Source organism: Streptomyces sp. NPDC057307 (assembly GCF_042667665.1).
Taxonomy (GTDB): domain Bacteria; phylum Actinomycetota; class Actinomycetes; order Streptomycetales; family Streptomycetaceae; genus Streptomyces.
Map to the genome: position 1 here is coordinate 25,315 of NZ_JBHUZM010000069.1, position 14,954 is coordinate 40,268.

Here is a 14,954-nt window from a genome sequence, read left to right on the forward strand (position 1 = left end):
CCCTGCCGTGATCCTGCCCATTCGGGGCCCCTCTGATACGTGGTCACGTCTGAACGGCGAGGACCAGGGGGAACACGCCGTCGGCTCCGGCCCTGCGCAGCAGTCGGGTGGCCACGGCCAATGTCCAGCCGCTGTCGGAGAGATCGTCGACGAGCAGGACGGGACCAGCCGCCGAGGTCAGGGCCTCGGCCAACTCCGGTGACACGGTGAACGCTTCGTGCAGCGCCCGTACCCGCTGGGCGCTGTTGGTACGGGAGATACGGGCCCCCTCGGCGCCCGGCGCGTACTCCACCGTGCCCAGCAGCGGCATTCGGCCCACCTCGGAGATCCGGCCGCCCAGTGACCCCACGAGCTGCGGCTTGCTCCGTGAGGCGATGGTCACGACACCCACCGGGCGCGGTGGTGCGTCGTCCAGCCCGGACGCCCAACCGCCGGGCCCCTTCGCCCAGTCGGCGAGGACACTCACCACGGCGTCCACCACGTCGTCGGGGACGGGGCCGTCGGGCGACTGCGGCGCCAGCATCGGCCGCAGCCTGTTGCCCCAGCCGATGTCGGACAGCCGGCCGAGCGCCCGGCCCGGAAAACTGCGCTCACCGGCGGGAACACGGCCCCGCAGGTCGATGCCGACGGCCGTCAGCCCGGTCGGCCACATCTTGCGCGGCTCCACGTCCACCCCGGGCCTGCCCAACTCGCCCCGGGCGGCGTCCAGGGCGCCGCCGGAGACCTTGTCCGTGAACCGCGCCCCCGCGCAGTTGTCACACCGCCCGCAGGGCGCGGCCTCCTCGTCGTCCAGCTGGAGCCGCAGGAACTCCATGCGGCAGGCCGTCGTCGTCGCGTAGTCCCGCATGGCCTGCTGCTCGGTCTGGCGCTGGCGCGCCACCCACGCGTATCGCTCCGCGTCGTACACCCAGGGCTGTCCGGTGCTGGTCCAGCCGCCCTTGACCCGGTGCACCGCGCCGTCCACGTCGAGCACCTTGAGCATCGTCTCCAGCCGTGTGCGCCGCAGCTCGACCAGCGGTTCGAGAGCGGGCAGCGAGAGGGGCCTGTCCGCCTGCGCCAGGACGTCGAGGGTGCGCCGGACCAGCTCCTCCGGCGGGAAGGCGACCGACGCGAAGTACTGCCAGATGGCCTCGTCCTCCTTGCCGGGAAGGAGCAGCACCTCGGCGTGCTCGACTCCACGCCCGGCGCGGCCCACTTGCTGGTAGTAGGCGATGGGGGAGGAGGGGGAGCCGAGGTGGACGACGAAGCCGAGGTCGGGCTTGTCGAACCCCATGCCCAGCGCGGACGTGGCGACCAGCGCCTTGACGCGGTTGGCGAGCAGGTCTTCCTCGGCCTGCTGCCGGTCCGCGTTCTCCGTGCGGCCCGTGTACGACGTGACGGTGTGACCGCACTGGCGCAGATAGGCGGTGACTTCCTCGGCCGCCGCGACGGTGAGGGTGTAGATGATCCCGGAACCCGGAAGGTCGACCAGATGATCGGCGAGCCAGGCCAGGCGGTGCGCGGCGTCCGGGAGCCTGAGCACGTTGAGGCTCAGGCTCTCCCTGTCCAGTGCTCCGCGCAGCACGAGCGCGTCCGTGCCCGCTCCCGTGCCCAGCTGCTCGGCGACGTCGGCCGTCACTCGCGCGTTCGCCGTGGCGGTGGTGGCCAGCACCGGGACGCCGGAGGGCAGCTCGGCGAGCATCGTGCGCAGGCGCCGGTAGTCGGGGCGGAAGTCGTGGCCCCAGTCGGAGATGCAGTGGGCCTCGTCCACCACCAGCAGGCCGGTGGCCGCCGACAGGGCGGGCAGGACCTGATCGCGGAAGTCGGGATTGTTGAGCCGCTCGGGACTGACCAGCAGCACGTCGACCTCGCCGGCCGCCACCTCGGCCTGAATCGTGTCCCACTCCTCGGAGTTGGACGAATTGATCGTGCGCGCGCTGATTCCGGCGCGGGCGGCGGCCTCCACCTGGTTGCGCATGAGCGCCAGCAGCGGGGAGACGATCACGGTCGGGCCGCTGCCCTGGGCGCGGAGCAGGGATGTCGCGACGAAATACACCGCGGACTTGCCCCAGCCCGTCCGCTGCACGACCAAAGCTCTGCGTTTGTCGGCGACGAGCGCCTCGATGGCCCGCCACTGGTCCTCGCGCAGGCGGGCAGCGCCGGTGGCGTCACCGACAAGACGGGCGAGGACGGAGTCGGCCGAGGCCCGGAGAGCTGCGCGTTCTGCGTTGGTCATGCCCCCATGCAACCTGATGGCTCGGACAAAGCGCGAATGCCGGACCCGGCCTGTGGATAACGTTATCCACAGGGGTCGCGGGATTTCGGCTCCCGCGGGACGGTGGAGCCATGACCGGATGGCGAAACGCCTCGTCCCGCCGATGAGGCCGATGAGCGGCAGGTCAGCTCTCGGCGGAGAGTGACCAGTTCGCGGCCTTCACGGTGGACGGTGACCGGCACCGGCGGCTCGGGTCCACCAGGCGGAAGCGGCAGGCTGAAACAGTCGCGCTGCTCCCGGATCTCGCCACCACCGGCGGTTAGCTTGTGGGCGATGCATTCTCGCTATGTGGATCCGGAGTTCGCGCGGATCCGGAGGTTGCCATGCCCGTACGACGCATCGGACTGATCGTCCACCAGGGGCGCCCCGCCGCCCTGGACGTCGCGCGCGCGGTGCACACCTGGTGCGACGCACACCGTATCCGCTGCACCGAGATCGACGTCTGGGCGAAGGAGCGGCACCGCCGCGGTGGCCGTGAGGAAGCCGAAGCGGCCGGCGACCCGGACCTCGTGGTGACGCTCGGCGGAGACGGCACCTTTCTCCGCGGGGCGCGGATCGCGGTGAACTGCGGTGCGAGTGTGCTGGGAGTGGACCTGGGCAAGGTCGGCTTCCTCACCGAGGTACCCGCCGGCGATGTGACCCAGGCACTGGACGCCGTACATCACGGGCATGCCGTCGTCGAAGAACGTATGACGCTGACCATGCGCGCCTCCCGGGCCCTGGAGATCCCCGAGGAGATGGAGGGCCTGCTCCGCTACGGCCGAGGACCCGCCCTGCCGCCACCACAGGCCAGGCCGGCGACCACCGAAGGGGCGGGCTGGGGCCTGGCTCTGGACGTGATCGCCCTGAACGACATCGTCCTGGAGAAGCTCGCCCGCGACCACCAGGTCGCCGTCGGCGTCTATCTGGCGGGCAGCCTGCTCGCCTCGTACGCGGCCGACGCCCTCGCCGTGGCCACCCCCACCGGATCCACGGCGTACAGCTTCGCGGCCGGCGGGCCTGTTCTCTCCCCGCACATGGACGCGGTCGTCTTCACCCCGATCGCCCCGCACATGACCTTCAACCGCACCGTCGTGGCGGCGCCGGACGAACCCGTCGCCCTCCGTGTGCTGCCGCACTCGGGGCAGGCCGCCGTCAGTATCGACGGCCAGCTGAGCGGGGTCCTCGACCCGGGGGACTGGATCGGCGTCTTCCGGGCCCGGCACCGCGTACGGCTCATCCGCCTGCACCCGACCGACTTCTACGGCCGGTTGCGCGACCGCTTCCGTCTCGCCGACGCACCCGCCACCAAGCCCGACGGCGAAGCCGCGCCGTTCTTCCGCCCCGACACCCCGATCCCGCCCGACCTCGCGCACATGCGGCTGCCACCGCCCTCCGCGGCCCGCTGAACCCGGGCGTACCGGGCGGGTGCGTCTCTCTCAGGAACCCGGTGGCACCAGCCGTGCGACTTCCGCACCCGCGCGCGGCGCCGTGGAGCCCCACCTTCGCTCGGACTTCCTCGGCGGTGGCAGCCGATGATGCTGGCTCTGGCCGGAACTGGCCTGTGGATAACGTTATCCACAGGGGTCGCGGGATTTCGGGTTCCGCGGGACCGTCGAGACATGAACAAGCACAGCGAACCGACCCGTCCCGCCGACGAGCAGCAGGTCACCCTGCGCAGCCCCGCCGAACTCGCCGACGCCCTCCCTTTTCTGATGGGCTTTCACCCTTCCGACTCCGTGGTCCTCGTCGCGCTGCACGGCGAGGAAGGCCGCTTCGGAGGGCGGCTGAGGCTCGGCATCCCGGGCTCGCCCCGCGAGTGGGCGCCCGTCTCCGAGCAACTGGCCGCGTGCCTGGTGGAAGGGAGCGAGCGTCGTGGCTCCCGTCCGGACGGCATCGTCGCCTTCCTCTGCCAGGACCCGGAGAACGGGGGCACGGGCCGCGGCGTGCGTGACCGACTGCAACCGTTCGCGCAGCTGATCCGCACGGGCTTCGGCCGCCTCGACATTCCCGTGCGCGAGGTGCTCTGCATCTCCGACGGCCGTTTCTGGTCCTACTGCTGCCCGGACACGCGCTGCTGCCCGCCCGAGGGCACTCCGCTGGCCCTGCCCGGCACATCCGTCATGGCCGCCGCCTCCGCCTACGCGGGGATCCAAGTGCGTGGATCCCTGCGGGAGATGGAGGCACGGCTGGAGCCCTGGCGCGGTTCCGCCGAGAGGGCGGCGAAGCAGGAACAGGCGCTGGACGAGGCCGCCGGCGCTCTGGTGCCCAGGATTCTGGGCGGTGGTAACCGCGAGCAGGTCGGGGCGTCGACGCTCAGCGCCGCCCGGGATCTGATGAACCGCCTGGCGCAGACACCGCCCACGCAGCCGCGCCGGGGAGAGCGCGGGCCGGTCGGCGAGGCCATCGACTCCGGCACGGACATCGCCGACGACCGGCTCATCGCCGATGACGAGGCGGCGGCGGTCATCATCGGCCTTCAGGACCGGGAGACCCGCGACCGGGCGGCCCAGTGGATGGAGGGTTCCGACGCCGAACCGGCACTACGGCTCTGGCGGGCCCTGGCCCGTCGCTGTGTGGGCTCTTACGCCGAACACGCGGTCGCCCCGCTCACCCTGGCGGGCTGGGTCGCCTGGTCCTCCGGCGACGAGCCGGCGGCCCGGGTCGCGCTCGGACTCGCCCTGCGTCTCGACCCCACGTACACCTTCGCCCAACTCCTGCACCAGGCCTTCAACGAGGGGCTCGACCCGGAGACCCTCCGGCGCTGTATGCGCGGCGAGCGCGTCGCCGCCGGGAGCCCACAGCCCGGCCCGGTGCGGCGGTCGACGACGCAGCAGGTCAAGAAGTCGATGAAGATCAAGAGGGTGGTGAAGAAAGCGACGGTCAAGAAGGCGACGATCAAGAAGGCCGCGCCCAGGACGGTGCCGTCGCCGAGGTCCCGTCCGGGATCGCCGGCGGCGCGCGGTCGGGCCCAGGACCGGAGCGGTCAGCGCGCCACGAAGGGCGGCAAGTGAGAGCCGAGGGGCGGGGGCGGGACGACGCACCTCCCTTCGGGCGAGGGTCGAAAGGCGGGGCGGGGAAGAAGTCGCCGGACCTGAGCGGAACGGATGTTTATCGTCAGGCAGACGACTAAGATCACCGGCATGTCGCCCTACGACCCGTCGGCTTACCCCGCGTTCGCAGTCACCGTCGACCTGGTCGTGCTCACTGTGCGCCGCCACGCCCTGTGCGCGTTGGTCGTGCGGCGCGGTGAGACGCCCTTCCAGGGGCGCTGGGCGCTGCCCGGCGGCTTCGTCAAGGGCGACGAGGATCTCGGTGCGGCGGCGGCGCGCGAGCTGGCCGAGGAGACAGGGCTGTGCGCGCACGACCCGGCGTCGCCCGCTCCCGCGAACGGCGCCCATCTCGAACAGCTCGCGACCTACGGCGACCCGGCGCGCGACCCCCGGATGAGGGTCGTCAGCGTGGCTCATCTCGCGCTCGCGCCCGACCTTCCCGCGCCCCGCGCGGGCGGCGACGCCAACAGCGCCCGCTGGGCCCCCGTGGACGCCCTGCTGGACTACGAGAGCGGCTTCGGCCGGGACGGCGAGCAGCCCGCGCCGCTCGCGTTCGACCACGCGCGCATCCTCGGGGACGGGGTGGAGCGGGCCCGTTCCAAGATCGAGTACTCCTCCCTGGCCACCGCCTTCTGTCCGCCGGAGTTCACTGTCGGCGAGCTGCGGCGGGTGTACGAGGCGGTGTGGGGCGTCGCGCTCGATCCCCGCAACTTCCATCGCAAGGTCACCGGCACCCCCGGCTTCCTCGTGCCGTCGGGCGGCACCACCACACGGCAGGGCGGGCGGCCCGCCCAGCTGTTCCGCGCGGGCGGTGCCACGATCCTCAACCCGCCGATGCTCCGCCCCGAGGCCTGACTCCCGGAGATCCACCGGACGGGACCCGGGCATCCGTACGCGCAACCCTGCGCCACAAGTCGGACATGTCGCGTTATCTTGCTGCGGTATCCATACTGCCGCCGCCGGACAGGGCCTAGCGGTCTCACCTCCCCGGGAGAGAAGCGATGCTCCAGGCCATCGGACTCACCAGCAGCCCCCACCGCGACCTCCCGCCCGCCGTGGACGATCTGACCTTCGAGGCCCGGACCGGTGGCGTCACCGCGCTGCTCGGCGCCGAGGGCGCGGGAAAGACCACCACCCTGCGACTGATGCTCGAACTCGAAACCGGCCGGGGAATCACCTACTTCCGCGGTCGGCCGCTCCACCGCATCGCCCACCCCGCCCGTGAGGTCGGTGTCCTGCTCGGCGACGTACCGGGGCACCCCGCGCGTACCACCAGAGGGCAGCTCCGCATGCTCTGCGCCGCCGCGGGCGTGCCCGCGGCGCGTGCCGACGCCCTGCTCGACCTGGTCGGCATCGGCGCCCTGCGCGACGAACCGCTCGGCACCCTCTCCCTCGGCATGGACCGCAGACTCGGCCTCGCCGCCGCCCTGTTGGGCGACCCGCACACACTCGTCCTCGACGAACCGGCCGCCGGTCTCTCGCCCCGCGAGAACAGCTGGCTGCACGGACTGCTCCGGGCGCACGCGGCGCACGGCGGCACCGTTCTCTACACCACCAGTGATCCCAAGGAGGCGGCCCGCACCGCCGATCGCGTCATCACCGTCCACGAGGGCCGGCTCGTCGCCGACCAGGACGCCGCCGACTTCGCGCGGACCCGGCTGCGCCCACGCGTCGTCATCCGTACCCCGCACGCGGCCCGCCTCGCCGACGCCGTCAGCCGCGAGGCGCGCGCGGACCGCCGTTCCGTCGAGGTCGTCACCGAGACGGGTGGGCGGCTCACCGTCTTCGGCAGCAACTGCGCCGAGTTGGGCGAGACGGCCTTCCGGCACGGCATCCTCGTCCACCAACTCGCCGACGAGACCGGAGACACCGGCCCAACGCCCTCCGTGGACCCGTCACCGCCCTCAGAGGCGCGACAGGCCCCCCGGCGACCCGACGCCGACCTCCTGCCGCCCCCACTGGCCGCGCGGCCCGTGCGCAGCCCCCTGCGTCCGTTCCGCTACGAGCTCCGCCGCTTCCTCGGCGTACGGACCCCCTGGCTGGTCGCGATCGCCGTCCTGGTCGCCTCCGTCGCGCTGACCCTGCCGCTCGCCCGCACCGGAAACACCCCGCTGCCCGGCCTCCTCGCGGCCTGGCCCGGATTCCTCCCGCTGCCGCCCGCCGCCCTCGGCGCCGGTCTGCTCGGCGCGTTCGCCTTCGGCGACGAGTACCGCTATCCCGCGCTCGCCGCCGGACGGGGCACCGTCCCGCGGCGCCTCGGCCTGCTGCTGGCCAAACTCACCGTCACCGGCACGGCGGCCCTGCTGCTCGCGGCGCTCACCATCACCGTCGACTCGCAGGCGATGCGGCTGGTTTACGGCGGCGGCACGGACGTGGTGCCCCCGGACTGGCCCGCGCTCGTGGCCAGTTGGGCCGGACTGACCGTCGGCTGCGCCTGGGCGGGTCTGCTGGGCGCCGGCATCTTCCGGGTCACCGGCGCGGGGGTCGCCGCCGTCCTCGCCGTACCGGTCGTCGTCGTCCCCCTCCTGGAGAAGGGGCTCGCGGTTCCGTCAGCGCGTTCGATCGTCGGACTGCCGGCCAGGCTGCGCGAACTGGCCTGGCCGCAATGGCCGGAGGCCGCCGACCGCTGGCTGGTGGCGACCGGTCGGGTGCTCGCCCAGCCCGTCGGGGCGGCGTTGACGCTGTCGCTGTCCGCCCTGCTCTGCGCGTATCTGTTCACGAGCCTTCGCCGCAGGGCCCGTTGGTGATCGCTGGGCGACCGGAGCTGTCACACCTGCCGATAACTCCCCGATTGCGCCCGCTTCTTTACGATAAGTCGTCAATCGAAGGGCGGGCGCCGATCACCCTTTCGTGTGCTTTTCACCAAAGACCTCAAGGGGCCGACGAGCAGAGCCGACAAAGGATGCGTGAGTACCCTTGCGCACACCATGATGACCGCCGCCCGCTCCGTCGACCCCGGCCTCGCGGCCCCGGGCGGAATCGACCGCTACCCCTACGCGGAGGCGCCCGGCGCCGACCGCATCGCCGCCCCTGCTTGGGACGGCGCGGACAACGAGTTGGGCCGGGTGGGCCGGCGCTCGGCGGGCAGCCGGGGCCGTGGACTGCACGGCCAACTCGTCCAGCAGCTCGGCCAGATGATCGTCTCGGGCGACCTGGGCGCCGACCGGCCGCTCGTACCGGAGGAGATCGGCCAGCGCTTCGAGGTCTCCCGCACGGTGGTCCGCGAGTCGCTGCGCGTCCTTGAGGCCAAGGGCCTCGTCAGCGCCCGCCCCAATGTCGGCACCCGGGTCCGGCCGGTCAGTGACTGGAATCTGCTGGACGCCGACATCATCGAATGGCGGGCGTTCGGCCCGCAGCGTGACGACCAGCGCCGTGAGCTGAGCGAGCTGCGCTGGACGATCGAGCCCCTCGCCGCGCGCCTCGCCGCCGGCCACGGCCGTGAGGACGTCCAGCAGCGGCTGGCCGACATGGTCGAGATCATGGGGCACGCCATCGCCCAGGGTGACTCGATCACGTTCTCCCGCGCCGACGCCGAGTTCCACTCCCTGCTGATCCAGCTCGCGGGCAACCGGATGCTGGAGCACCTGTCGGGGATCGTCTCGGCGGCCCTCCAGGTCTCCGGCGGCCCTGTCACCGGCTGTGACCGTCCCACCGACGCGTCGCTGGCGCACCACGCGCGGATCGTCGAGGCCCTGGCGGCCGGCGACGCCCAGGCGGCCGAATCCGCCATGCGGCAGCTTCTGATGGTCCACCCGGAAGTGGAACGCGTCGTTCCCGCGCCCCGCGAGCACTGAGGGCTCAACCGGGGTACTGAAGGCGAGTTCCCGCGGTGCCGAGCAGAAAGACGAAGGTCAGGACGGACAGGGGCGTGCGCGTCACGTGCCGCCGGACCCCCGGGCCCGGCGGCACGAATGCGCGATAAAACCCTTCTGGCTGCTTTGCCGCAAATGAGGTGTGACTCGGGCCACGTGGATTGGGCGTAACACTCCACGAGGCAGGGCGATGACCTAAGAGGTGACAGCCACGGAGGGAATAGCGCCACGAGGAGTGGCGCTGTATCCAGCTCCGAGGTCCAGCCCGCGCCGTCGGCACATCCCCAGTCGACGGTCGTCGGTTCCGCCCCGATCCTGGGGGGAGCCGGAAGCCGTTTCCATCGTTCCGAGAGGTTGTTCGTGTCGGCCAGCACATCCCGTACGCTCCCGCCGGAGATCGCCGAGTCCGAGTCTGTGATGGCGCTCATCGAGCGGGGAAAGGCTGATGGGCAGATCGCCGGCGACGACGTGCGTCGGGCCTTCGAGGCTGACCAGATTCCGCCAACCCAGTGGAAGAATGTTCTGCGCAGCCTCAACCAGATCCTCGAGGAAGAGGGTGTGACGCTGATGGTCAGTGCCGCGGAGTCGCCGAAGCGCGCCCGCAAGAGCGTCGCTGCGAAGAGCCCGGCGAAGCGCACCGCCACCAAGACAGTCGCCGCCAAGACCGTTCATACGAAGACCGTCGCGGCCACCGCCGCCCCGGCCGCCGAGACCGTCGAGACTCCCGCCGACGAGACGGCCGCGCCCGCCAAGAAGGCGGCGGCGAAGAAGACCGTGGCCAAGAAGGCGGCGGCGAAGAAGACCGCCGTCAAGAAGGTCGCGGCGAAGAAGACCGCCGGCAAGAAGGACGCCGACGAGGCCGACGGCGAGGAGAGCGCCGAGGAGGTCCAGGCAGGCAAGGGCGAGGAGGAGGAGACCGAGGGCGAGAACAAGGGCTTCGTCCTCTCCGACGACGACGAGGACGACGCGCCGGCCCAGCAGGTCGCCGTCGCGGGTGCCACCGCCGACCCGGTCAAGGACTACCTCAAGCAGATCGGCAAGGTCCCGCTCCTCAACGCCGAGCAGGAGGTCGAGCTCGCCAAGCGCATCGAGGCGGGCCTGTTCGCCGAGGACAAGCTGGCGAACGCCGACAAGCTCGCCCCCAAGCTCAAGCGCGAGCTGGAGATCATCGCCGAGGACGGGCGCCGCGCCAAGAACCACCTGCTGGAGGCCAACCTCCGCCTGGTGGTCTCGCTGGCCAAGCGCTACACCGGCCGCGGCATGCTCTTCCTGGACCTGATCCAGGAGGGCAACCTGGGTCTGATCCGCGCGGTCGAGAAGTTCGACTACACCAAGGGCTACAAGTTCTCCACGTACGCCACCTGGTGGATCCGCCAGGCGATCACCCGCGCCATGGCCGACCAGGCCCGCACCATCCGTATCCCGGTGCACATGGTCGAGGTCATCAACAAGCTCGCGCGCGTGCAGCGCCAGATGCTCCAGGACCTGGGCCGTGAGCCCACCCCGGAGGAGCTGGCCAAGGAACTCGACATGACCCCCGAGAAGGTCATCGAGGTCCAGAAGTACGGTCGCGAGCCGATTTCGCTGCACACCCCGCTGGGCGAGGACGGGGACAGCGAGTTCGGTGACCTCATCGAGGACTCCGAGGCGGTCGTCCCGGCCGACGCGGTCAGCTTCACGCTTCTCCAGGAGCAGCTGCACTCGGTGCTCGACACGCTCTCCGAGCGTGAGGCCGGCGTCGTCTCCATGCGCTTCGGTCTCACCGACGGCCAGCCCAAGACGCTGGACGAGATCGGCAAGGTCTACGGCGTGACGCGTGAGCGCATTCGTCAGATCGAGTCCAAGACGATGTCCAAGCTCCGCCACCCGTCGCGTTCGCAGGTTCTGCGCGACTACCTGGACTAGGCCGCTTTTCCGTCCACGGCACAGCCCCTCCTGAGGGCCCGCCATCCCGACCGGGATGCGGGCCCTCAGGCGTTGCGGGGATGCGTTTGTCGGCTCAATGGGTGACTCTGTGTCAGTAGGTGTCACCGGAGAGTCAGGAGCCAGTATGCGTCGCCCTATTGCCCGAGTGCTCACGGGAGGACTGGCCACGATCGCCGCGGGGGCGGTGCTGCCGCTCGTGTCCCCCGTCCCGGCCGCCGCGGACCGGGTGGTCGTGGGCGGGGAGCCGGCGCCGGCCGAGGAGAGTCCCTGGGTCGTGGCTCTGTCCAGCCGTGAACGTTTCGGGGACGCCCGGGCGGGCCAGTTCTGCGGCGGCGTGGTGGTGGCGCCGACGAAGGTGCTCACGGCCGCGCACTGCATGGGCCGGGACGTGCTCGGGGTGAAGCCCGAGGACGTGACGGACCTGCGGGTCATCGCGGGCCGGGAGCAGCTGACCGGGGAGGGCGGCAAGGAGGTCCGGGTCGCCGCCGTCCGGATCGACCCGGCGTACGAGCCGACGACCCACGTCTCCGACCTCGCGGTCCTGACGCTGGCGCAGGCGCTGCCCGCGCGCTACGCCGTCCGGCCGGCGGATCCCGGCACGGAGGCACTGGCTGCGGGCACCCCGGCGAAGGTGTACGGCTGGGGCGACACCACCGGACAGGGCAAGTACGCCTCCGCGCTCCGCTCCGCCCCTGTGACGGTCCTGGCGGACTCCGAATGCGAACGGGCCTACCCGGGGGGCTCAGGGGGCCGCTACGCGGCCTCCACGATGCTCTGCGCCGGCGATCCCCAGGGCGGGCACGACGCCTGCCAGGGCGACAGCGGCGGGCCGCTGGTGGCCCGTGGGCGGCTCATCGGGCTGGTCTCGTGGGGGAGCGGCTGCGGGCGGGCCGGGAGTCCGGGGGTCTATACGCGGATCACCTCGGCGGTCGACGAGGTGGCGGCGGCCACCGGGGCGCGGCGCACGGGCTGAGAGCACCGCCCGGCGGGCGCACCGCACGCGGGCAACGAGAACGGGCCACCATCCCGGTACTGCTGGGGTGGTGGCCCGTCGGCCGGTCCTGGATCGGCCCTTGGCTCGTCGTGGATGCGAGGTATCAGTGTTCCTCTTCACCGGCGGCGGCCTGCACGGCCGTCAGTCGGTCGGTCTCATCCTGTATTTCCGCGGCGATCTTCTTGAGTTCCGGCTCGAACTTGCGTCCGTGGTGGGCGCAGAAGAGCAGTTCACCACCGCTGGTCAGGACGACGCGCAGATATGCCTGGGCGCCGCAGCGGTCGCAGCGGTCAGCGGCCGTCAGCGGGCTCGCGGGGGTCAGAACAGTAGTCACGTCGCCTCTTCTCTAGCTCGACGAGCTGTCGTACCAGGGTCAACATCCAACCAGGCCGAAAACGTTCCCGCTCGCGGCCTTTCCTCGAAACTTCTTCCCGAGGCGGCTGTCTGCTGCCGGTTGGCGGCGAATGAGCCGTATTGCTTCGCTTTACGGTTTCGCGTTGCTTGTCAGGGTCGATCCTCCCGGCTGGCTTGCCGGTCGTTCATGAGGACGTGCCCGGAGCCTAAATGGTTCATGCCTGGAAGGGAACGTGATGTGTGCTTCACTCCATCGAGCGATCGAACACTCATACGAGCCTCGGTTAGCATGAGAATTCAATAGGGTGGCGCTACAACGGCTCTACCAGGGCTCTGTACCCTCTGAGCGGCGACCGATGCCGGGCCCTTACCCACTGGGCCACATTTCAAATTCAGCGAGGAGCGAACCGCGTGACCGCCGAGACGTCCGTGCCGTCCAGTGCGCTGCTGACAGCAGACCGTGACGGTTCCAACTACACCGCGCGGCACCTGCTCGTCCTTGAGGGGCTCGAAGCGGTCCGGAAGCGGCCCGGTATGTACATCGGGTCGACCGACAGCCGCGGCCTGATGCACTGCCTCTGGGAGATCATCGACAACTCCGTCGACGAGGCCCTGGGCGGCTACTGCGACCGTATCGACGTCACCCTCCACGAGGACGGCTCCGTCGAGGTCAGGGACAACGGCCGGGGCATCCCCGTCGACGTCGAGCCCAAGACCGGCCTCTCCGGCATCGAGGTCGTGATGACCAAGCTGCACGCGGGCGGAAAGTTCGGCGGCGGCTCGTACGCGGCCTCCGGCGGTCTGCACGGCGTGGGCGCCTCCGTCGTGAACGCGCTCTCCGCCCGGCTGGACATCGAGGTCGACCGCAACAGCGCCACGCACGCGATCAGCTTCCGCCGCGGCGTCCCCGGCATCTTCACGGAATCGGGCCCCGACGCCCCCTTCGACCCGGCGAACGGCCTGCTCAAGGGCAAGCGGGTGCCCAAGGCGCGCACCGGTACCCGGACCCGGTACTGGGCCGACCGGCAGATCTTCCTCAAGGACGCCAGGCTTTCGCTGGAGACGCTGCACCAGCGGGCCCGCCAGACCGCCTTCCTCGTCCCCGGCCTGACCATCGTCGTGCGCGACGAGCGGGCGGCCGGCGAGAGCGAGGGCAACGGCACGATCGAGGAGACGTTCCGTTACGACGGCGGGATCAGCGAGTTCTGCGAGTACCTGGCGCAGGACAAGGCCGTCTGCGACGTGCTGCGGCTGACCGGACAGGGCGTCTTCAAGGAGACCGTGCCCGTTCTGGACGACCGCGGTCACATGACGCCCACCGAGGTCACCCGCGAGCTGGGCGTAGACATCGCGCTGCGCTGGGGCACCGGGTACGACACCACGATGCGCTCCTACGTCAACATCATCGCCACCCCCAAGGGCGGCACGCACATGACGGGTTTCGAGCGGGCGGTGACCAAGACGGTCAACGAGGCGCTGCGCTCGTCGAAGCTCCTGCGCGTCGCCGAGGACGACGTCGTCAAGGACGACGCCCTGGAAGGTCTCACGGCCGTGGTGACGGTGCGTCTCGCCGAACCGCAGTTCGAGGGCCAGACCAAGGAGATCCTGGGTACGTCGGCGGCCAACCGCATCGTCGCCGGTGTCGTCTCCAAGGAGCTCAAGGAGTTCCTGACGTCGACCAAGCGCGACGCGAAGGCGCAGGCCCGCGCGGTGCTGGAGAAGGCCGTCGCCGCGGCCCGTACGCGCATCGCCGCGCGTCAGCACAAGGAGGCGCAGCGCAGGAAGACGGCGCTGGAGACCTCCTCCCTGCCGGCCAAGCTCGCCGACTGCCGCAGTGACGACGTCGAGCGCAGCGAGCTGTTCATCGTCGAGGGCGACTCGGCGCTCGGTACGGCCAAGCTCGCCCGGAACAGCGAGTTCCAGGCGCTGCTGCCGATCCGCGGCAAGATCCTCAACGTTCAGAAGTCGTCCGTCTCCGACATGCTGAAGAACGCCGAGTGCGGCGCGATCATCCAGGTCATAGGGGCCGGGTCGGGCCGGACGTTCGACATCGACGCCGCCCGCTACGGCAAGATCGTGCTGCTGGTCGACGCCGACGTCGACGGGGCCCACATCCGCTGTCTGCTGCTGACGCTGTTCCAGCGCTACATGCGCCCGATGGTGGAGGCGGGCCGGGTGTTCGCGGCGGTTCCGCCCCTGCACCGGGTGGAGCTGGTACAGCCCAAGAAGGGCCAGGACAAATACGTCTACACGTACTCGGACAACGAGCTGCGGCAGACGCTCCTGGAGTTCCAGCGCAAGAACGTGCGCTACAAGGACTCCATCCAGCGCTACAAGGGCCTCGGAGAGATGGACGCCGACCAGCTGGCCGAGACCACGATGGACCCGCGCCACCGCACGCTGCGGCGGATCAACATCGGCGACCTCGAATCCTCCGAGCAGGTCTTCGACCTGCTCATGGGCAACGAGGTCGCGCCGCGCAAGGAGTTCATCACCAGCTCGGCCGCGACGCTGGACCGCGCCAGGATCGACGTCTGAGCGGACGTGGCACACGGCGCCGGGCTCCACCCACGGGTGGAGCC

10 protein-coding genes are annotated in these 14,954 nt (G+C 70.9%); 8 read left to right on the forward strand and 2 right to left on the reverse strand.

Annotated elements, in window-relative coordinates:
* Positions 1-43 precede the first annotated feature (43 nt).
* Entirely contained in the window at positions 44-2,215 is a 2,172-nt protein-coding gene (locus ACFUN8_RS22530; RefSeq protein ID WP_382569149.1) for a RecQ family ATP-dependent DNA helicase, read from the reverse strand.
* 362 nt (positions 2,216-2,577) lie between these two features.
* Here ACFUN8_RS22530 and ACFUN8_RS22535 point away from each other — a divergent pair, with 362 nt between their 5' ends.
* From ACFUN8_RS22535 to ACFUN8_RS22565, 7 genes are all read left to right on the forward strand, one after another.
* Entirely contained in the window at positions 2,578-3,642 is a 1,065-nt protein-coding gene (locus tag ACFUN8_RS22535) for an NAD(+)/NADH kinase (RefSeq protein ID WP_383640458.1), read from the forward strand.
* 213 nt (positions 3,643-3,855) lie between these two features.
* Positions 3,856-5,247 carry a DUF4192 domain-containing protein gene (locus ACFUN8_RS22540; protein ID WP_383640461.1) on the forward strand — a complete coding sequence of 464 codons (1,392 nt, stop codon included), beginning with the start codon at positions 3,856-3,858 and terminating at the stop codon, positions 5,245-5,247.
* A gap of 129 nt (positions 5,248-5,376) precedes the next feature.
* Complete coding sequence (locus ACFUN8_RS22545; protein ID WP_383640464.1) at positions 5,377-6,141, forward strand: NUDIX domain-containing protein; 765 nt, start codon at positions 5,377-5,379, stop codon at positions 6,139-6,141.
* Positions 6,142-6,287: 146 nt separating this feature from the next.
* A complete protein-coding gene (locus ACFUN8_RS22550) occupies positions 6,288-8,033 on the forward strand; it encodes an ATP-binding cassette domain-containing protein (protein ID WP_383640467.1) in 1,746 nt (581 codons plus the stop codon).
* Positions 8,034-8,192: 159 nt separating this feature from the next.
* Entirely contained in the window at positions 8,193-9,080 is an 888-nt protein-coding gene (locus ACFUN8_RS22555) for a FadR/GntR family transcriptional regulator (protein ID WP_383640469.1), read from the forward strand.
* Positions 9,081-9,458: 378 nt separating this feature from the next.
* Entirely contained in the window at positions 9,459-11,003 is a 1,545-nt protein-coding gene (locus tag ACFUN8_RS22560; RefSeq protein WP_383640472.1) for an RNA polymerase sigma factor, read from the forward strand.
* Between the two features lie 145 nt (positions 11,004-11,148).
* Entirely contained in the window at positions 11,149-11,997 is an 849-nt protein-coding gene (locus ACFUN8_RS22565) for a S1 family serine peptidase (protein ID WP_383640475.1), read from the forward strand.
* Between the two features lie 124 nt (positions 11,998-12,121).
* On the opposite strand, the gene ACFUN8_RS22570 is transcribed toward ACFUN8_RS22565, so the two are convergent.
* Complete coding sequence (locus tag ACFUN8_RS22570) at positions 12,122-12,352, reverse strand: hypothetical protein (RefSeq protein WP_023538184.1); 231 nt, start codon at positions 12,350-12,352, stop codon at positions 12,122-12,124.
* A gap of 431 nt (positions 12,353-12,783) precedes the next feature.
* Here ACFUN8_RS22570 and ACFUN8_RS22575 point away from each other — a divergent pair, with 431 nt between their 5' ends.
* Complete coding sequence (locus tag ACFUN8_RS22575) at positions 12,784-14,910, forward strand: type IIA DNA topoisomerase subunit B (protein WP_383640478.1); 2,127 nt, start codon at positions 12,784-12,786, stop codon at positions 14,908-14,910.
* Positions 14,911-14,954 lie beyond the last annotated feature (44 nt).